20 protein-coding genes are annotated in these 18,100 nt (G+C 39.7%); 16 read left to right on the top strand and 4 right to left on the bottom strand.

Translation table 11 applies throughout. The features are described from left to right. On the top strand, positions 1–218 hold a 218-nt coding region (locus KQI58_RS23120), incomplete at its 5' end, for a transposase (protein ID WP_216407323.1). A 101-nt stretch (positions 219–319) separates the two neighbouring features. Here the strand turns inward: KQI58_RS23120 and KQI58_RS05890 are convergent. Beyond that, positions 320–1,132 carry an HAD family hydrolase gene (locus KQI58_RS05890; RefSeq protein ID WP_216407321.1) on the bottom strand — a complete coding sequence of 271 codons (813 nt, stop codon included), beginning with the start codon at positions 1,130–1,132 and terminating at the stop codon, positions 320–322. A 301-nt stretch (positions 1,133–1,433) separates the two neighbouring features. On the opposite strand from KQI58_RS05890, the gene KQI58_RS05885 reads away from it, so the two are divergent. From KQI58_RS05885 to KQI58_RS05875, 3 genes are read left to right on the top strand one after another with little or no spacing between them, the layout of a single operon-like run. Then, positions 1,434–2,288 (top strand): glycosyltransferase family 8 protein, encoded by an 855-nt coding sequence (locus tag KQI58_RS05885; protein WP_216407319.1) that lies wholly within the window; start codon positions 1,434–1,436, stop codon positions 2,286–2,288. Further along, positions 2,285–3,166: a glycosyltransferase family 8 protein gene (locus tag KQI58_RS05880; protein ID WP_216407318.1), complete on the top strand. Its 882-nt coding sequence runs from the start codon at positions 2,285–2,287 to the stop codon at positions 3,164–3,166. The genes KQI58_RS05885 and KQI58_RS05880 overlap by 4 nt, the downstream gene beginning before the upstream one ends. Positions 3,167–3,210: 44 nt before the next feature. Beyond that, positions 3,211–3,387: a hypothetical protein gene (locus tag KQI58_RS05875; protein ID WP_216407316.1), complete on the top strand. Its 177-nt coding sequence runs from the start codon at positions 3,211–3,213 to the stop codon at positions 3,385–3,387. Positions 3,388–3,441: 54 nt separating this feature from the next. Here the strand turns inward: KQI58_RS05875 and KQI58_RS05870 are convergent, their stop codons facing one another. Continuing rightward, complete coding sequence (locus KQI58_RS05870) at positions 3,442–3,912, bottom strand: MarR family winged helix-turn-helix transcriptional regulator (protein ID WP_216407314.1); 471 nt, start codon at positions 3,910–3,912, stop codon at positions 3,442–3,444. A gap of 197 nt (positions 3,913–4,109) precedes the next feature. Here KQI58_RS05870 and KQI58_RS05865 point away from each other — a divergent pair, with 197 nt between their 5' ends. Both KQI58_RS05865 and KQI58_RS05860 read left to right on the top strand, forming a co-directional pair. After that, a complete protein-coding gene (locus KQI58_RS05865; RefSeq protein WP_216407312.1) occupies positions 4,110–4,988 on the top strand; it encodes an acyl-CoA thioester hydrolase/BAAT C-terminal domain-containing protein in 879 nt (292 codons plus the stop codon). A 241-nt stretch (positions 4,989–5,229) separates the two neighbouring features. After that, positions 5,230–6,129 carry a DUF6544 family protein gene (locus KQI58_RS05860; protein ID WP_253295800.1) on the top strand — a complete coding sequence of 300 codons (900 nt, stop codon included), beginning with the start codon at positions 5,230–5,232 and terminating at the stop codon, positions 6,127–6,129. Positions 6,130–6,181: 52 nt separating this feature from the next. Here KQI58_RS05860 and KQI58_RS05855 read toward each other — a convergent pair whose 3' ends face one another. After that, positions 6,182–7,111 (bottom strand): helix-turn-helix transcriptional regulator, encoded by a 930-nt coding sequence (locus tag KQI58_RS05855; protein ID WP_216407307.1) that lies wholly within the window; start codon positions 7,109–7,111, stop codon positions 6,182–6,184. A gap of 113 nt (positions 7,112–7,224) precedes the next feature. On the opposite strand from KQI58_RS05855, the gene KQI58_RS05850 reads away from it, so the two are divergent. Then, positions 7,225–7,857, top strand: coding sequence for a type 1 glutamine amidotransferase family protein (locus KQI58_RS05850; RefSeq protein ID WP_216407305.1), 633 nt, complete (start codon positions 7,225–7,227; stop codon positions 7,855–7,857). Between the two features lie 51 nt (positions 7,858–7,908). On the opposite strand, the gene KQI58_RS05845 is transcribed toward KQI58_RS05850, so the two are convergent. Beyond that, positions 7,909–8,319: a YjdF family protein gene (locus KQI58_RS05845; protein ID WP_216407303.1), complete on the bottom strand. Its 411-nt coding sequence runs from the start codon at positions 8,317–8,319 to the stop codon at positions 7,909–7,911. Positions 8,320–8,780: 461 nt separating this feature from the next. On the opposite strand from KQI58_RS05845, the gene KQI58_RS05840 reads away from it, so the two are divergent. The 9 genes from KQI58_RS05840 to KQI58_RS05800 all read left to right on the top strand — a co-directional run bounded on the left by KQI58_RS05840 (position 8,781) and on the right by KQI58_RS05800 (position 18,084). Next, positions 8,781–10,208 (top strand): glycoside hydrolase family 1 protein, encoded by a 1,428-nt coding sequence (locus KQI58_RS05840; protein ID WP_216407301.1) that lies wholly within the window; start codon positions 8,781–8,783, stop codon positions 10,206–10,208. A 14-nt stretch (positions 10,209–10,222) separates the two neighbouring features. Then, complete coding sequence (locus KQI58_RS05835) at positions 10,223–10,537, top strand: PTS sugar transporter subunit IIB (protein ID WP_216407299.1); 315 nt, start codon at positions 10,223–10,225, stop codon at positions 10,535–10,537. 12 nt (positions 10,538–10,549) lie between these two features. Continuing rightward, positions 10,550–10,861, top strand: a complete 312-nt coding sequence (locus KQI58_RS05830) for a PTS lactose/cellobiose transporter subunit IIA (protein ID WP_216407297.1) — start codon at positions 10,550–10,552, stop codon at positions 10,859–10,861. Between the two features lie 157 nt (positions 10,862–11,018). Then, positions 11,019–11,729 (top strand): GntR family transcriptional regulator, encoded by a 711-nt coding sequence (locus KQI58_RS05825; protein ID WP_216407295.1) that lies wholly within the window; start codon positions 11,019–11,021, stop codon positions 11,727–11,729. Positions 11,730–11,982: 253 nt separating this feature from the next. Further along, on the top strand, positions 11,983–13,248 hold the full coding sequence (gene celB / locus KQI58_RS05820; protein ID WP_216407293.1) for a PTS cellobiose transporter subunit IIC: 1,266 nt from the start codon (positions 11,983–11,985) through the stop codon (positions 13,246–13,248). 59 nt (positions 13,249–13,307) lie between these two features. Next, positions 13,308–14,171, top strand: a complete 864-nt coding sequence (locus KQI58_RS05815) for an ROK family protein (RefSeq protein WP_216407291.1) — start codon at positions 13,308–13,310, stop codon at positions 14,169–14,171. A 327-nt stretch (positions 14,172–14,498) separates the two neighbouring features. Then, entirely contained in the window at positions 14,499–15,161 is a 663-nt protein-coding gene (locus KQI58_RS05810; protein ID WP_367397918.1) for a GntR family transcriptional regulator, read from the top strand. A 156-nt stretch (positions 15,162–15,317) separates the two neighbouring features. Beyond that, positions 15,318–16,658 (top strand): PTS sugar transporter subunit IIC, encoded by a 1,341-nt coding sequence (locus KQI58_RS05805; RefSeq protein WP_216407289.1) that lies wholly within the window; start codon positions 15,318–15,320, stop codon positions 16,656–16,658. 58 nt (positions 16,659–16,716) lie between these two features. Then, a complete protein-coding gene (locus KQI58_RS05800) occupies positions 16,717–18,084 on the top strand; it encodes a glycoside hydrolase family 1 protein (protein WP_216407287.1) in 1,368 nt (455 codons plus the stop codon). Positions 18,085–18,100 lie beyond the last annotated feature (16 nt).

Here is an 18,100-nt window from a genome sequence, read left to right as displayed (position 1 = left end):
TTGATTCTTTTTGTCAGAGCATAAAAAGGGATATCGCCCCGATAAAAAACGCGATATCCCATAGTATAAGCTCTGGATTCGTCGAAGGTAATAACAACAAATTTAAGCTTATAAAACGAATTGTATATGGTCGTTCTGGATTAGTCAATCTATCCCAAAAATGTCTGTTGGCTTTTTCGGCAACCCAAGAAGATTTCTCCTTGAGCGATCTTCTTTGAAGGGCCTGTATAACCAAACTTGAGAAAGAACCAGACTTTTGTCATAGCTCCTTCTTTCGTATGCATATTTTAATTATGTTCGGCATCACGAACGAGCTTTTCTATGCAAGATATTCCTTCAAAACAAAGGCAACGCCGGAATCTTGATTCGACTTTGTCAACTTATCCGCGATTTCTTTTACAGCAGGAGCCGCGTTTTCCATCGCAATGCTATTTCCGCTGATTTTCAGCATCTCTAGATCATTTTCCTGATCGCCAAAAGCTATCACCTCTGAAAGCTCTAAAGATAAATAACTAGTTAAAAATTTCAAGGCCGCGCCTTTGTTGACCCCATCTGCCATCACTTCTAACCAATACTTATCAGAGTAAGAGCTATTAATCTGTTTCTTTTCTAATTGTGAGCGTAATTTGACTAATTTACTCGTATCACTATCTGTGAAGGCCAATTTAAAATAGCTGATTGTTTCTTTATCGATCTGTTCCCATAAATCTTCCGCTTTCGATTCCTTCAAGTTAAATTGAGCATAATACGGGCTGTTGACTTCATTCTTGTCCTGTGCAAAGGAAATGCGATCATCTTGTGTTGCACGGCTGGCAACGACGGTCACACCCGTTTTCATAGCAAGAGAGAGGGCCGTTTTAACCGTTTCTGGAATAATTGTATAGCTTTTCAACACCTCTTTGATTTCACCATTTTCGATCCGTGCGACATAAGCGCCATTGGAGGCTAGAGTATAGCCGCTTAGATTCAATTGTGCGAATACCTCTTTAGCGGACTGAATCGATCGACCGGTTGCCAAGGCGACTGTTCCTCCTTGCTGATCAAATTCCTTTAGTGCCCAAGCATTTTCTTCAGGGACTTGTCCTTCTTTATTAAGTAAGGTGCCATCAAGATCTACTGCTACCAATTTCATCTAATATCCATCCTTTTTTTGAATAATTTAATTTAAGAGTAGACTAATTTTCAGAAAATGAACAATTAAACGCTCACGATTTCTTAATCGGTTTATAAAAACAATAACCAAAATAAAAAATTTAGAAAAAATTAATAATTGACAAAAATAAGCAAAATGCTTGGGTTTTCCAACGATTTTTTGAATAAATGAGAGGGGTATCAAAGCATAAATTTTGCTTAATCGTTTCAAGGGGGCTAAGCTAGATTTTGTAAACAACGTTATTAATTAGGACAAAATATTGGATAGGAGTGAAGAATTTATGTTCTCGAAAATCGAGGAAATTCCCGTGGTCACAGCTGCTGATGAAAATTATGCTCCTTATCTGAGTGTAATGATTTCAACTTTACTTGAAAATACTTCAAGAAAAACACCCATTCGTTTCTTTGTTATTGATGATGATTTATCTGTTTCTAGCAAAGAAAAATTGATTCAAACAGTGCACAAGTTTTCTGATATAGCTGTTATTCAATTTGTAAAAGTAGATGAAGAAGTCTACGAAGATTTTCTGGTAAGCGACCATATTACGACGACCGCTTATTTCAGAATTTCAATGCCGAAGATTCTGGCAGAAAAAAAATATCGGAAAATTGTATATATTGATTCAGACACCTTCGTACTTGATGATATACAAAAGCTTTATGAACAAAGTTTAGAAGGAAAGACAATCGGGGCGATCATTGATCCCGGACAAACGAAAGCCTTGGAACGTTTAGGTATCGACTCAGAGGATTATTATTTCAATTCAGGCGTGATGATGATTGATGTTGATCAATGGAATCAACAGCATATTACTGAAAAGACCATTGATTATTTGAAAAATCATGGTGATAAAATCATTTACCATGACCAAGATGCTTTGAATGCTGTTCTGTATGAGAATTGGCAGCCATTCCATCCTCGTTGGAATATGCAGACTTCATTGATTTTTGATAAGCATCCCGCACCGACGCAGGAATACAAGAAGGCCTATGAAGCAGGACGAAAAAATCCAGCGGTGGTTCATTTCACGGGGCATGATAAGCCTTGGAACACCTTGGAGGATCATCCTTATCAAGACATGTACATGGATTATTTGAACAAAAGTATTTTTATGAAGACGGTGAATGTAAAATGAAAAATAATAAAATAACAATCGTATCAAGCTGCAACGATGCCTTTGCGGAACACGTATCTGCACTCTTCGTTTCGGTTTTAGAAAATACCGATCGTTCAACTAAGATCTTTGATTTTTATGTGATTGACGATGAAATCAGTATTGCTAATAAACGCTTGATGCGCGAGACGCTTAAAGAATATGATGCAATGTTGCACTTTTTAACAATAGACAAGAAATATTTTTCAGATGCGGTAGAAAGTGATCGAATTCCAGAAACCGCGTATTATCGGATTGCGATTCCCGAATTATTCAACGATCAAGACCTTGAAAGAATTCTCTATTTAGATTGCGATATGATCGCATTAGGAGACATTTCTGAACTTTGGGAGATTGATTTATCTGATTATACATTAGCTGCAGTAGAAGACGCAGGGTTTCATCAACGTTTAGAAAAAATGGAGATCGCCTGTGACTCGACCAAATACTTTAATTCTGGTTTCATGCTGATCAATATGAAAAAATGGCTTGCGGAGAATGTGACTAAGCGAGTGTTGCGCTTCATTCATGACAATCCTGAGAAACTGAAATTTCACGACCAAGATGCCTTGAATGCGATTCTACATGATCAATGGCTGCAACTTCACCCAAAATGGAATGCACAGAGCTATATCATGAAGCGTGAGGTAGAACATCCAGATCCTGAAGGTGAAAAAGAATATTTCGAGACGCGCAGAGATCCTATGATCATTCATTATTCAGGACATGTAAAGCCTTGGAGCCCAGAATTCACCTCATCATTGAAAAAATACTATGAAGAATACGAAGAGCTGACTGCTTTCACTGACGAAGAAGAAGCTTCTTCAGCAAAAATCTCCTCAACTCGAAAGCTTGGCTAATGTGGTGAACGCAATAGATGAAATTATAAGGAGGAAAAATTTCGATGGTAAACGTATTTAAAAATACTTGGGATCGTCCCAAAAATCATTCCCGATATCACAAATCAAATAAAAAGAACGCACCAAAAAAAGAGAGCGCAGTTCGTTCATTGCTCTTCAAAATTTTATCGGTGTTCGTTATCGGTTTTCTAACCAAGAAAATTAAGGAACGAAAAAAATAATCCATGCATATAAACTAGAAGCCTTAAGAGAGTCTTACTTCTCTTAAGGCTTTTTTATGGTCGTCCCCAGCGATTTCGCGGTTTATGCTTGACCTGCGGTTCGATTTCATTGATCAGCTTCGACATGATATGGTCAAACTGTTCCTTTTCCTCTGTTGTCAACACGTCCAAAACGACAGGTTGGAAATCATCGCTTTGTTGAGCAGCGATTTTTCCACGGGTCGTTAGGTGAATATTCATTACACGCTTGTCTTCCTCAGATTTTTCTCGAGTGATATATTCTTTTTTTTCTAGCTTCCGGATCATTTCAGAGGCCGATTGCGGACGCATATCTAGGCGGCTAACCAAATCCTTTTGAGAAATCGTCCCGTGCTGGCGAATGATACTTAAAATTTGTCCCTGCCCACGATTTCTATTTTCAAATTTGAAAGGTCCACGGGAGTTCTCACGGAAAAATTGCATAAATAAACTATTTAGCTCCATGTATTTTTGTGTGAGTACCACATTTAATTCTTTTTCTTCCATAGTTAAAAGCTCCTATTCGTTTGAATGGAATAACAGTCGTTCACTTCATCGATTATTTTATCAGGTTACCGAAATAAATAAAAGTTTTATCGTAGCGATAGGATCATTAGCAGGCTTGTTTTTTCTGACTAACTACAGATGTCTGTGGTTAAATGATAAAATTAATGGAGTAGAAGAGATGCAGGGGGAGGAAACCATTGGAGATAAAAAAGATAGTAGTTGAGAAAGTCGATCAAGGACGGTTACAGGGTTTCTATTTAAAAGACGGCGATGCTGATTCATTAGGTGCCGCAATCGTTTTTGGCGGGTCAGAGGGCGGCTGCAATTATCAAAAGGCTGAAGAGCTGGCAAAAGCAGGGTTTGAAGTACTGGCGCTATTCTTTTTTGGCAAGCCCAATTTGCCAAGTGAGTTGAAACAGGTACCGATCGAACTATTTGAAGATGCACTGGATTATGTAAAGGAACATTTTGAAAACTCAGCGAAACTAATTGTTTTAGGAGAGTCAAAGGGCGCAGAGCTGTCGCTGTTGTTGGGCAGTGAATATAATCAAAGCATTGATAAACTTATTGGAATCGTTCCTAGCAGTCATGTTTTTTATGGGTTAGGCTCAATGGCTGTCGAAACCTCCTCGTGGACAAAAAATGGTCAAGAAGTTCCTTATCTTTCTTTAGTAACGGTAAGAAAAAAGATACGTTTGGCGACTATTCGCCCACTTATGCATTATTTGGCCCGAACCTTCCGAAAAAAACCAGTTTCTTTTCGCAATATTTATGAGCTATGCATTGCATTGAATGAAAATCGTGAAGCCGCTCGAATCAAAATAGAAAAATTTCAAGGGGAGTTATTGTTGATTGCAGGTGACGACGATCAGCTTTGGCCCTCGAATCAAATGGTTGAAGAATTGCAAAGGCAGCGCTCCGGCTTAACCACTGAAGTCCTGGTTTTTCCGGGAGTTGGGCATTCGATTGGAGGGGCAGTTCAAACAAGTACACTAATTTTAGGTGGAGAAGAGACCTTGAATCAAGATGCCTATAAAAAGATGATGGAGAAAATCATCGCCTTTTGTAAAAAATAAACACCATTGTTAAGCAGATGAACCTGATTTGGGCTCGTCTGTTTTTTGAGTTTGTGAGTAATCTTTTTTTCATCCAAATTAAGCAGTACGAGGTTTGGTTGGATGGTATAGATTTGAAAAGCTAGATCGGCGGAGCCGGTGAAATTATCCACTTTTTTAAGCCTTTGGGCGGATGGCGGTTGCCGTAATTTCATGTATAGTGAGAAGTAGGAACAAACTATTTATGAAAGGAAGAATGACCATGATGCTTGTATGGGGATTTATTATTGTTTTAGTGCTAGTCATTATCTATCTGATTATCCCAGGTGGTCCGGCTTGGAAGAAATATGTAGCGGATGTCGCGTCTTCTTTTCAACAAGAGGAGAATAATTCTTCGCAGTCAGGGCTCATTACAGAAGAGGCGATTGCAGATTTGCCGCAACCGTTAAAGAAATATTTAAAGAAGAACGGCTATGTCAATCAACCCATGATGCGTAACATGTATATTCGATTTGAGAATACAAAGTTTCGGATGGAGGCGGGAAAAAATCCGATTCCGATTGATTTTTGTCAGGTGAACTTTGTCGGGCGACCCGATCGCTATGCCTTTTTGAAGGTGCGCATGTTTGGCTTGCCGGTTCAAGTGAGAGATAGTGTTCAAGATGGCAAGGGGTCAATGATCGGTGTGCTAGCGAAACATTTTCAATTGTTTCATTCCACGGGGCCCGAGATGGATCAAAGCCAGCTGATTACAGCGCTGGCGGATGCGGTTTTTATGCCGAGTTTATTTTTGCAAGAGTACATAACATGGAAAACGATTGATCAGCGAAGGGTTGAAGGGACGATCAGCTGGAAGGGTGTCAGTGTCAAAGGGCGATTTACCTTTGATGATTCGGGAGATATTGTCCGGTTTGACACAGATGAACGCTATATGGATGAAAATGGCAAGGGAACCTCCCTAGTTCCTTGGTTTGTCCTGTACGAAAATTATCAAAGCGATGAAAAGTATCGCAGACCGGGCTGTGTCAGTGTAAACTGGCAGCTGCTTCAAGGGGTTGATAATTATTTTGTTAGTGATCGTATCAAGGTACAGTATTCGATTGAGCCATCAGAGCTTCATAAAGAAGGGGACTCCAAGGTTTCACCAATCCGCGCTTCTTGATTTTTAAGAGGAGGACACCAGATTCATTAAGAATCTGGTGTCCTCCTCTTTTTTAATCATATAAATCAGCGATTTCTTTGATTTTGCGTTTCATTTCTGCGCGGACTTGCGGCGGCTCAAGGCATTCGCAGTTCTTCCCAAAACTGAAAAGGATATTATAGTAGTAATCATTTTCGATAAAAGGAAAGTCAACGATGTAATGACTATCGCCATCAGGTGAAAAATTTTCAAATGTACAATAATCCAGCACCATATCCATAACCGAGCGATGAATGCGAAGTTTGATAGTGGTTTGCATGGCATCCAAATATTCTGTAAAATCCAACTGCGGTTTTTGATGCTCTCGCGGGACAAAATGTTCCTCTTTCATTTGCAATTTGGTCATGCGATTAACCTTGAACAGACGAAAATCTTCTTTAGTCAGGCAATACCCCTGCAAATACCACTGACTATTTTTCAAAATAAGCTGGTAAGGCTCGATTATCCGCCGAGAGCTTCTGCCATGCTGATCTGAATAGCTAAAGACGAGTAACAGGTTTTCCTGCAAGGCAGATTTAATCGTTTCGATGTAGTGCTGTAGATTCCGATTCCCTATCCATGGACTTAAGTCAACGTTGAATTGATTGATCTTTGTTTCAATATCCTTTGCTCGATCCGCGGGAATAAAGCTTTTGACCTTTGCCAGAGCGCTGGCTAGTTCTTTTCCCTGCATCATGTTGGAGAAACCAGAAAGACTTGTCAAAATGGTGGAGAGATCGGCAGAGGAGAAGACTTTTTTATCCATCTTATAGTTTTCCATAATCTCAAAGCCGCCGCCAACTCCTGATGTTGACCGGATAGGAATCCCTGCCAAGTTAAGGATGTCGATGTCGCGGTAAATCGTTCGCGGGGATACTTCGAATTTTTCTGCCAGCTCTTTAGCGCCAATCCGTTTCTTATCTAGCAGCAGCATCGTAATGCTCAGCAATCTATCCATCTTCATGGATTTTTCCTCTTTTCAAAATTTTCTTACTATCAGTTTAGATTGTTGCCATACTGTTGTCAACGATTGCCAGGTATACTAGGTTTATAGAAAGTTATTGGAGGCGGAAATTTATGAGTACAATTTATGTTTATGTGATGGATACGTTAGCTGACTGGGAATTAGGACACGTGACAGCAGAGCTGAACTCGTGTCGGTTTTTTAATGAAGGAGCACCAGATATCGCGGTAAAAACAGTCAGTTATTCTAAAGAACCCATCACGACAATGGGTGGGATGACGGTCGTACCTGATTGTGTGATTGCTGACATCGAGGTAGCAGAAGCAAATGTCTTGTTACTACCTGGTTCGAATACATGGAACGATCAAAAACATTACCCAATCCTCGAAAAAGCCAGCGAGTTTCTTTCAATCGGTGCTATGGTGGGGGCAATCTGTGGGGCAACGGCTGCACTTGCAAATTTTGGATTATTAGATGAGCGGCCTCATACGAGTAATGGCCCAGGCTTTCTTGAAATGGTGGCGCCTAGTTATAAAGGACAGGACTACTATCGAGATGAGCCCTCTGTGGTAGGTGATAATCTGATTACTGCTAGTTCAACTGGCGGTTTGCTGTGGGCAAAACAAATCATCGAGCAGTTAGGGGTCTTTGAAGCAGCTACACTGGATGCTTGGTATAACTATTTCAGTACTGGCGATGCGGAACATTTCTTTGCTTTGATGCAATCATTGCCAGCAAATCAATAAATCGAATACGCAGAAACAGCCCAAATCTAGCTAGATTTGGGCTGTTTCTTGTTAATGACCTTTGTGCTTTTCGCGTTTTTTGGCTTGCTTCTGTTGAAATCGTTTGTCGGCATACTCGGCTTTTTTTCGTCGCTTTTGCGATTTATTTTCCGCCTTTGCCTGCTCACGAATCTCATTCATCGCAATCTGAGCTTTGGTTGAAACGACTGGCTGCCGTTTTTCACGATTGATCAGCCGCTGCATCCGTTTGGGGCTGAGTTTCTTTTCCGCTGCTTTTTTCTGACTGGCGACAGTGCCTGTCTGCTCCAACAGCTGTGGCAAACGTTTGGTGACAAATTCCCAGACATCCGCATCCTTTGGCTCGGGGCCAAAAACATACCGGATTGCTTGGTAATGATCCTCGTGCTCAACCTCTATCAAGCCACACCAAAAACTGCCATCGAAGTAAATTGTCAACTTCATGATGACACCTCCCTCTTGAAATGATTTCAAGCAATGGACAACCCGGGAGGGCAGGTTACTGACATTTTCATGCGGCGGACTACCAACCGCCATGTGTTTTTATGCTTATAGTTAGTGTACTAGGTTTGGAGAGAAAAGCAATAAGCGAGATCAAATCAGCTCAATATTCCGTAAAAAAATAAACATCTGACTTTTTTATACAAAAGTATAGACATTTAAAAATATAGTATATATAATATAAATGAATTGGAGGAGTTGAGATGCTGGTGGTGATTGAATCAGGCGGAACAAAAAGTTAGTAGAAATGCTGATGAATAGAATGTAACCGAAATCAATGGTGAAAATGGTAGCTGTCCGTTAAATCTATCGAGCATTTCATTGTTTCTAGTAAACTGAATAATCGCGCAGGTATTATTGGCGGATTGGTATTAGCAAAGAAAATTTCAGGAGGAGAATAAACGATGCAAATTAAATTTCCAAGTAATTTTTGGTGGGGTGCCGCAACTTCAGGGCCTCAATCAGAAGGACGGTTCAATAAAGAGCACGCCAACATGTTTGATTATTGGTACGATATTGAGCCAGAAGCCTTTTACGATCAAATAGGACCAAATGTGGCGTCAAATTTCTACAACGATTTCAAGAAAGACATCCGTTTAATGAAGGAGATCGGATTGAACTCGGTACGTACATCGATTCAATGGACGCGGCTGATTGACGATTTTGAAACCGCTACGTTGAATGAAGATAATGTTCGCTTCTATAATGACGTCATTGATGAATTCATCAAAAATGGCATTAAACCAGTCATTAATTTGCATCACTTTGATTTGCCGGTGGCGCTTTATCACAAATATGGCGGGTGGGAATCTAAGCATGTCGTAGAGTTGTTCGTTAAGTTCGCCGAACAGTGCTTCAAGCTGTTTGGAGATCGTGTCACGGATTGGTTTACGTTTAACGAGCCGATGGTGGTGGTTGAAGGAGAATACCTGCATCAATTCCATTATCCGAACCTTGTGGATGGGAAGAAGGCGGTGCAGGTGGCTTATAACATTCAATTAGCTTCAGCCAAGGCGATTGCTTGCTTTAAAAAAGTCAATCCAAATCCAGCAGGTCGAATCGGAATCATTTTAAATTTAACCCCTGCTTATCCTGCCAGTCAGAAGGAATCAGATTTGGCAGCGGCCGAATTTGCTGATTTATGGTTGAATCAATTGTATATGAATGCTTCAACCTTAGGCGAATTTCCAGCAGGCTTGACCGAAAGATTAGCGGAGGATGGTGTCCTTTGGGAGACTAGCGACGAGGAACTCCAACTGATTAAGGACAACACGATCGACTATTTAGGTGTGAATTTTTATCATCCACATCGTGTAAAAGCACCCGAGGTTTCACCAGATAGTTTGGCGGTAGATTGGCTGCCTGAAAAATATTTTGAAGAGTATCAAATGCCGGGCAGACGGATGAATGTAGACAAAGGATGGGAAATTTATCCGAAAGCGGTCTATGATATTGCCATTAATATTCGTGACAATTACAATAATATCGAATGGTTTGTGTCAGAAAATGGGATGGGCGTTTCACGGGAGGAACGTTACTTGAACGAACAAGGAATGATCGAGGATGATTACCGCATTCAGTTCATTCAAGAACACCTGTATTGGCTGCATAAGGGAATGGAAGAAGGCTCTAATTGCTTTGGCTATCATCTATGGACACCGATTGATTGCTGGTCTTGGAAAAATGCGTATCGTAATCGCTATGGGTTTATCTCTACGGATATTCGCACACAAAAGAAAACTATCAAAAAATCGGGCTATTGGATAAAAGAAGTTGCCGCCGCAAATAAAGTAGAAATAGCAGATCGATTAATTGCTAAATTAAATAAATAGGAGGATCAAGACAGATGAAAACAATTATGCTAGTTTGTTCAGCAGGAATGAGTACGAGTTTGTTAGTGACGAAGATGGAGGCCGCTGCGAAAGAGGAGAATTTTGATGCGGATATCTTCGCGGTTTCGTCGACAGAGGCCAATAATACTTTGGCAGAGAAAAATGTAGACGTTTTATTATTAGGCCCACAAGTTCGTTTCATGCAAAAGCAATATGAGGATAAGCTTGCTGATAAAGGTATTCCGGTAGCAGTCATTAATATGGCTGATTATGGGATGATGAATGGTCAAAAGGTCTTGCAGGAAGCCAAAAGATTGATGAATCAATAGGGAGGCTATACAATGGAACAACAAAATTTAGAAGCGATTATGGGATTGATCATTCATTCTGGTAATGCGAAAAGCGATGCGGTTGAAGCGATTCAAGCGGCTAAGCGAGCGGATTTCGTTGAGTCTGAAGCGAAAATTTCGGCGGCGGAAAATGCTTTGGTAGAAGCTCATCACGCACAAACAGGATTGCTAACGCAGGAAGCGCAAGGGAACAATATGGAAATTTCACTCTTAGCTGTTCACAGTCAAGATCATTTGATGACCTCGATTGCATTTACTGATTTAGCTAAGGAAATCGTTGATCTCTACAAACGAATGGATTAAAACAGGAAGAGGTACGAATCACTAAGATTTGTACCTTTTTTTCGTGTAAAAGTATGAATCTATATAAATTAAGTTTCATACTATTCTTTCTAATTAGTATAGACCAAGTTGGAGGTGCTGGGCTATAATAGTAGAGAAATCAAGAGGAGGTCATTAAATGAAAAAGTATATCCATATTTCAAATGATCTAAAAAATAAAATCATCGATGGAACATTTAAGGCGAATGAGAAGCTGCCTTCAGAAAAAGAGCTAGGGGTTGAATACGATGCCAGTAAGATGACCGTAAAACAAGCACTAGATATTCTTGTAGCAGAGGGCTTGATTATTAAAAGGCGCGGATCTGGAACGTTTATTAAGGATTTATCCAATACGGAGTTAAAACGGATCTCGATTACTAATCAGTTCCGCGGAAAAACGGCAGAGTATCCGCAAAATGAAGTAACAAGTAAGGTCCTAAACTTTTCAGTCGTTCAACCAGATGAAAAGATTCAAGAAAAGCTAAATATCTCAGAGGATGATTTCGTTTATTTCATTCATCGGGTACGCTATGTGGATAAGGTTCCTTATGCTATTGAAGTCACCTATATGCCGATTAATCTGATCATGAATTTGAAGCTCACACATGTAAAGCATTCGATCTATGATTATATAGAAAATGAGCTAGGGCTCGTCATTCAAAGCGCTCACCGGATTATCAAAGTCAGAGGGGCAACAGAAGACGAGGCTGAGGAATTGCACATGCAGGTTAACGAACCTGTAGGTGTGGCTGAACAAGTCGGATATTTGTCAAATGGTGCTGCTTTTGAGTATTCTACCACCATTCATCACCATGATCATTTTAAAGCGGAAATGGTTTTAACAAAGTAGTCGTCAAAATAAAAAGCGTTATGAACAGGTTAATTTGCTTGTTTGTAGCGTTTTTTTGTGCTGAAGTTTCGTTTTTTGAAGCTGCTTTGGCAGAACAAGTTTTCCAATAATATGGATTCCACAACTTACATAAGTAGTACTGATTATTCCTAATATTAATCTATACTTTTTAATATAAATATGTAGACTTATAACGAAGATGATGGTATTATAGGAATGTAATCGATTACTAAAAAATAAGAGGTGACGAAGAATGAATGGTTTTATGGATAAACTAAGTGAAAAAATCATGCCTTTAGCAAACTGGTTAGGCGACAATCGGTACTTAATGGTTTTGCGCGACTCTTTTATGTTGGCGTTTCCATTGACGATGTTTGGTTCCATTATTGTAGTTATTAACAATTTACCGTTTTTCAGTGATGATACAAAAGGAGTGCTGTCTAATTTATTTGGAAATGGACAGAACGCGACAATGAGCATCATGACGGTTTTTGTTACATTCGGTATCGGCTATTATTTATCTAAATCCTATGATGTGGAAGGTATTTTTGGCGGAGCGGTGGCTTTTTCAAGCTTCTTGATCTTGACTCCTTTCTTTATGAGTACTGAATCTGGAGAAACTGTTAGCGGTGTACTGAGTCTCGATAGACTTGGGGCAAAAGGGATGTTTTTAGGAATGATTGCGGCTTTCGTAGCGGCTGAGATTTATTGCCGAGTCACAAAACGTGGTTGGCAGATCAGAATGCCAGATGGCGTTCCCCCTGCAGTAACTAAATCCTTTGCGGCTATGATTCCCGCAATTCTGACATTAACGGTCTTTTTAGTGATTAATGCCGTCATGGTAGGCGTATTTAATGCCAATCTGCATGATGTCATTTATGATGTGATTCAAAAGCCGTTGACTGGATTGGGTAGTAGCTTGCCAGCAACACTTGTATCCATTTTCTTCATTCAATTTTTATGGTTCTTTGGTTTACATGGACAGATTATTGTCAATTCAGTAATGGACCCGATTTGGAATACCTTAATGCTTGATAACCTAGAAGCATACAAGGCCGGCGATACGTTACCGCATATTGTTACGAAACCATTTATGGAAACGTTCACTGTTGGTTTAGGCGGATCAGGAATGACGTTGGCAGTAGTCATCATCTTGGCGTTTCTGATGAAGAAGAAACAGTATAAGGACATCGGTCGTTTGGCATTAGGACCTGGAATCTTCAACGTAAATGAGCCGGTCATCTTTGGTCTGCCGATCGTGTTAAATGCGACGATCCTCATTCCATGGGTTATCGCACCAATCGTTGTGACTACGTTAAATTATTTAGTGATGGCAGCCGGAATCGTTCCTGCGCCAACCGGGGTATCCGTGCCATGGACTGTTCCGATTATTGCCAGCGGTGTACTAGCAACCAACTCTTGGCTAGGCGGCTTGCTGCAGGTGATTGACTTCCTGATTGTTGGAATGATTTGGTTACCGTTCCTGCGAGCATTGGATAAACAACCGGATATGATTTAATCAATTTTTGAAAAGTATGAGCAGTGAGCTCATACTTTTTTTAAAAGGAGCAGATGAGAATGAATCTTTTTGTTATTGATATTGGTGGCTCGACAATCAAGTATGCCACCTGGGATGGCGAGCAGTTAGACGCGAAAAAAAGTTTGCCTACACCGAATTCTTGGGAAGCGATGAAGCAGCAGTTCATTGCGGAGTTGAAAAGCTCGACACTTGAATTTTCAGGAGTCGCGATCAGTTCTCCTGGTTCAGTTGATACACAAGCGGGAATCATTTATGGATTGAGTGCGATTGAGTATATTCATCGTTTTGAAATCAAAAAAGAGCTGAAGCAGCTTTTCGGCTTGCCCGTCTCGATTCAAAATGATGCTAATTGTGCGGCACTGGCCGAAGTGTGGAAGGGCAATGCGGCCGAGGTAGCCAACAGTGCTTTTCTTATCATTGGTTCAGGCGTAGGTGGAGCTATTGTTTTAGATAGAAAACTATATGCAGGACCGCATTTATTTGGCGGTGAATTTGGTTATATGATCTTAAATGAAAAACACCAAACATTCAGTGAGTTAGTCAGCCCTGTTAATTTGGCAAAAAAATATTCGATCGAAAAAGCAGATGGAAAGAGCTACGATGCGGTCCATGTATTTGATGCAGTTCAAGAGGGATTAGCTAAAAAATATGTCGATCAGTTTTATGCGAACCTAGCGATCGGAGCTTATAATGTACTGGTCAGTTTGGATGTCGATCGGTTATTGATCGGCGGAGGAATTTCAAGAAGACCAGGTGTTGTGGAACGTCTTCGAAATGAAATTGGTGCATTGCTGGAAACTAAAAGAGCGCAGGATCAGACTGCAGAAATAATGAGCTGCAAATATTTAGCGGATGCTAATCTCATCGGTGCGGTGTATCAATTTATGACGGAATTTAGCTGAAGGTTGAGAAAGTAAAGGAAAAAAATTGATTGGATGAGTGGTTCGGCTTTCACGGATCTCTCTCATTGCGATGTACTTTGCAAGACAGAGTAATTTGTAAACAATAGTCAACGATTTGAATACTCGTACGAAAAAGTCTTAGCATCCAAAAAGTGATGCTGAGACTTTTTTTGTCTTTAATCAAAAAAAATCAGCGATTAATCTACTTGTATATGTATATAGTGTTTACAAATCTAGTCTAATCTATTAGGATATAAGTATATACAAATTATGGGAGGCGATAGACATGCCTAAGTATAAAGAAATCGCGATTGCTTTAAAAAAAAAATCGTAGAAGGCGAGTTCAAGGAAGGAGAACTGTTACCGGATCAAGAAACTCTAGCAAGAACCTACAATACGAGTCGAGTAACAGTGAGAAAAGCTATTCAATTGTTAATTGATGAAGGCTTGTTGTATACAAGACGTGGGTCTGGTACTTATGTTAGAACCAATATCAAAAAGAACAACAAGGATGTCACACAAATGAATAGTGTATTCGGTACATCTATTCAAGAAGGGGTAGAGGTAACAAGTAAAATCCTCCGTTTCGAAGTGCGATTCCCGACTGATTACGAGTTTGAGACCTTGAAAATTAAGCGCACTGATCCGGTCTATGATATTAAGCGTGTCAGATATGTAAAGGAAGAAGCAAGAAGTATTGAAACATCGATCATGCCTTTGAAATATATAAAAGATTTGGATGAGAACATTTTAATGGGCTCTATCTATAACTATATACGAGAAGAGTTAGGATATGTAATCAGTGCTGCGCAACGAGTGATTATTGCTTCTAAGGCGAATGAACTGGATAGTGAAGAGTTCGGCATTGAAGTAGGCGATCCTATTTTAGAGACGAATCAAGTAGTATTTTTTGATGATGGTACGCCGTTTGATTTATCCAAGACAAGGTATCCGTACACATCTGGAAAAATCGTTGCTGATATTAATTAAGTATTAAAGCTTTTTCTTGAATCTTCAAGTAAAAGCTTTTTTTATCGATGGAAAATTAGTGTATACAAATATAAATAAGTGTTTACAAAAGCGCTTTTAAATGGTAGTATATTTTTAAAGCTAACGCGTGGCTGTAAAAAATTGGAGGCACAAATAATGAATGAGGATAAAAAGCAAAAAAGAGAAGCTTTGATGGGGAAATTTGTTCTGACAGCTCAGAAAATCGGAGATCAGATTTATTTGAGAACATTGCGTGATTCATTTGCAACGATCATGCCGCTATTCATTTTAGCGGGAATTGCTATTCTAATTAATTCAGTTGTGTTGGATTCTACAGGCTGGTTCAAAAGCTTTATTAGCGCAGAGACAATGGCAACTTGGCAAAATTGGGGAAATATTATTACTAACTCAACATTAAATATTACGGGTATCATTCTTGTCATCGCAATTGGTTATTTCTTGGCTAAAAATAGAGAATACGATAATCCAATCGGTGTAGTCATCGCGGTAGTCCCAGCGTTTCTGACGTTGCTTCCGATGATTATTGAAACGACACCAATTGATGCAGAGCAGGCTGTAAGAATCAACGGCGTAATCAGCTATGGAAATATTGGTTCAAAGGGTGTATTTGCGGCAATCATTACCGGCCTTCTCGCAACAGAGCTGTATATTCGATTAACGCGATCAAAAAGGTTGAAAATTAATTTGGGAGATAGTGTTCCACCAGCAGTAGGAAAATCATTTAATACAATGATACCTTTAGTTATTGTTGTTTCATTATTTGGTTTTGCCTCATTTCTGATTCAATTAACTGGAAATGATTTTATGGCGATCATTGAGCGGTTCATTCAAGAGCCATTGCGTGGTGTAGGAACCTCCCTATTTGGTTATTTACTTTTAGTTTGTCTTGGAAACTTGCTCTTTTCTTTTGGAATTCATCAATCGGTAGTTACCGGACCGATCTTAGATCCACTATTGATGGTAAATATGAACGAAAATATGGACGCTGTAGCAGCAGGACAGCATGCTCCTCACATTATTAATTCAGCCTTTCATCAGGTTTATGGTGCCCTAATGGGTGGAACTGGTTCAACCATTGCTTTGGTGATTGCGATCCTACTTTTTAGTCGCTATCGTGCATATAGGGATTTGTCCAAATTGGCTTTGGGACCAAATATCTTTAACATTAATGAACCTGTGATCTTTGGCCTACCGATTGTGTTCAATCTGCCAATGATCATTCCATTTGTTTTATCTCCAATTGTTGGTACAGTCATTGGTTACTTAGCGACATCTATGGGGTTGGTCAATCCGTGTGTTGTAACGATTCCATGGACTACTCCACCATTTCTCAGTGGTTTCTTGGCCACTGCAGGTGACTGGCGAGCAATCATTGTTCAGGCAATTATCATTGTTGCCTTAGTCTTTTTCTACTTGCCATTCTTGAAAATCAGTGAACGAGTTGCCCGAGCAAGTGCTGAGTCACTAGCAGGTTAATCATTGCGATTTGGAAAAGGAACAAGGAAGAACAAGAAAAAATGATTGGAATGAGAGAATGGGAAAGAAAAAATTTTTTTGGGGCGATTCTTCATCAAGCATGCAAACAGAAGGTGCGTGGAATGAAGGCGGAAAAGGACCTTCTGTTTACGATGTTCGTGAAGCGACTGAACATACTTCAGACTGGAAACATGGAATTGATCGCTATCATAGATATGAAGAGGATCTTGATTTGTTGCAAGAGATGGGAATGAATTTTTATCGTTTTCAAACCTCTTGGTCGAGAATCAATCCGATGGGAGATGGTACGTTCAATGAAGATGGCTTACAGTTTTATGATTGCTACATTGATGCAATGCTGGCACGAAATATAGAGCCTATGCTGTGTTTATATCATTTTGATATGCCGCTAAATTTAGCTGAAAATTATGAAGGATTCATGAGTAAACATGTAGTCGACGCTTTCGTGGAGTACGGGAAGAGGGTAGTAGACAGGTATAAGGATAAAGTAAAGTACTGGGTCACGTTTAATGAGCAAAACTTGTATTCGACACCGTTAGCACTACTTTATGGCGGAACGCTCAAAACAGCAGACACAGCAGAAAATATTCATCAAATTGCACATAATATCATGGTAGCTCATGCGAAGATCGCTAATTATATTCATACCACGACGGATGGCGAAATTGGCGGAATGTTGGCCTATTCTGACATGTATCCTGCAACAAATGATCCCAAAGATATCCAAGTAGCAAGAGAATGGGATGAGTTCATTAATCAAAATCTATTGAATGCATTTTGCGGACGCGGTTATTCTAAACAAGTTCGACGCTTTCAAGAGAACCGGCTAAATCTAGTGATAACAGAAGAAGAGCTTTTGGAGATCGAAAAAGTTACGAGTGATTATCTGGCATTTAGCTATTATTGCACCGGATCGATCAGTCATAAAAATATTCCATCAGATAGTGCACCAAATTACTACTTAACATTCGGTGAGGTTGACAATCCATTTGTTTCAAAAAATCAATGGGGACTTGGAATTGATCCTCTGGGATTTAGAGATATTATCAATAAGATGTATCAAAAGTACAATATCCCGATTTTCCCAGTCGAAAATGGGATTGGTACAAAAGAAGAGTGGGATGGAAAAAATCAGATCGAGGATGATTATCGGATTTTTTACCATGAGCAACATATTAAAGCCATGAAAGATGCCATGACCATTGATGGATGTGAAGTATTAGGATATCTTGGCTGGGGGTTGATTGATTTACCAAGTTCGAAGGGCGATATGGAGAAACGGTACGGTATGGTGTATGTAAATCGTGGAAATCATGAGCTTCGCGATATGAAGCGCGTTCCTAAGAAGAGTTTTTACTGGTTTAAAGACTTTTTGGAAAAAGAAAATAGTAGAATAAGTAATTAAAGAGGGATAAAAATAT

The organism is Enterococcus raffinosus (assembly GCF_018917525.1).
Classification (GTDB): Bacteria; Bacillota; Bacilli; order Lactobacillales; family Enterococcaceae; genus Enterococcus_A; species Enterococcus_A raffinosus_A.
The sequence above is the reverse complement of the archived record's forward strand: the minus strand, read 5'-3'. Positions and strand labels throughout refer to the sequence as shown.

What these genes read in the sequence shown, in the direction of transcription:
- KQI58_RS05890 (WP_216407321.1), bottom strand. Translation starts at nt 1,132, where the DNA reads ATGAAATTGGTAGCAGTAGATCTTGATGGCACCTTACTTAATAAAGAA.
- KQI58_RS05885 (WP_216407319.1), top strand. Translation starts at nt 1,434, where the DNA reads ATGTTCTCGAAAATCGAGGAAATTCCCGTGGTCACAGCTGCTGATGAA.
- KQI58_RS05880 (WP_216407318.1), top strand. Translation starts at nt 2,285, where the DNA reads ATGAAAAATAATAAAATAACAATCGTATCAAGCTGCAACGATGCCTTT.
- KQI58_RS05875 (WP_216407316.1), top strand. Translation starts at nt 3,211, where the DNA reads ATGGTAAACGTATTTAAAAATACTTGGGATCGTCCCAAAAATCATTCC.
- KQI58_RS05870 (WP_216407314.1), bottom strand. Translation starts at nt 3,912, where the DNA reads ATGGAAGAAAAAGAATTAAATGTGGTACTCACACAAAAATACATGGAG.
- KQI58_RS05860 (WP_253295800.1), top strand. Translation starts at nt 5,230, where the DNA reads ATGATGCTTGTATGGGGATTTATTATTGTTTTAGTGCTAGTCATTATC.
- KQI58_RS05855 (WP_216407307.1), bottom strand. Translation starts at nt 7,111, where the DNA reads ATGAAGATGGATAGATTGCTGAGCATTACGATGCTGCTGCTAGATAAG.
- KQI58_RS05850 (WP_216407305.1), top strand. Translation starts at nt 7,225, where the DNA reads ATGAGTACAATTTATGTTTATGTGATGGATACGTTAGCTGACTGGGAA.
- KQI58_RS05845 (WP_216407303.1), bottom strand. Translation starts at nt 8,319, where the DNA reads ATGAAGTTGACAATTTACTTCGATGGCAGTTTTTGGTGTGGCTTGATA.
- KQI58_RS05840 (WP_216407301.1), top strand. Translation starts at nt 8,781, where the DNA reads ATGCAAATTAAATTTCCAAGTAATTTTTGGTGGGGTGCCGCAACTTCA.
- KQI58_RS05835 (WP_216407299.1), top strand. Translation starts at nt 10,223, where the DNA reads ATGAAAACAATTATGCTAGTTTGTTCAGCAGGAATGAGTACGAGTTTG.
- KQI58_RS05830 (WP_216407297.1), top strand. Translation starts at nt 10,550, where the DNA reads ATGGAACAACAAAATTTAGAAGCGATTATGGGATTGATCATTCATTCT.
- KQI58_RS05825 (WP_216407295.1), top strand. Translation starts at nt 11,019, where the DNA reads ATGAAAAAGTATATCCATATTTCAAATGATCTAAAAAATAAAATCATC.
- celB (WP_216407293.1), top strand. Translation starts at nt 11,983, where the DNA reads ATGAATGGTTTTATGGATAAACTAAGTGAAAAAATCATGCCTTTAGCA.
- KQI58_RS05815 (WP_216407291.1), top strand. Translation starts at nt 13,308, where the DNA reads ATGAATCTTTTTGTTATTGATATTGGTGGCTCGACAATCAAGTATGCC.
- KQI58_RS05805 (WP_216407289.1), top strand. Translation starts at nt 15,318, where the DNA reads ATGAATGAGGATAAAAAGCAAAAAAGAGAAGCTTTGATGGGGAAATTT.
- KQI58_RS05800 (WP_216407287.1), top strand. Translation starts at nt 16,717, where the DNA reads ATGGGAAAGAAAAAATTTTTTTGGGGCGATTCTTCATCAAGCATGCAA.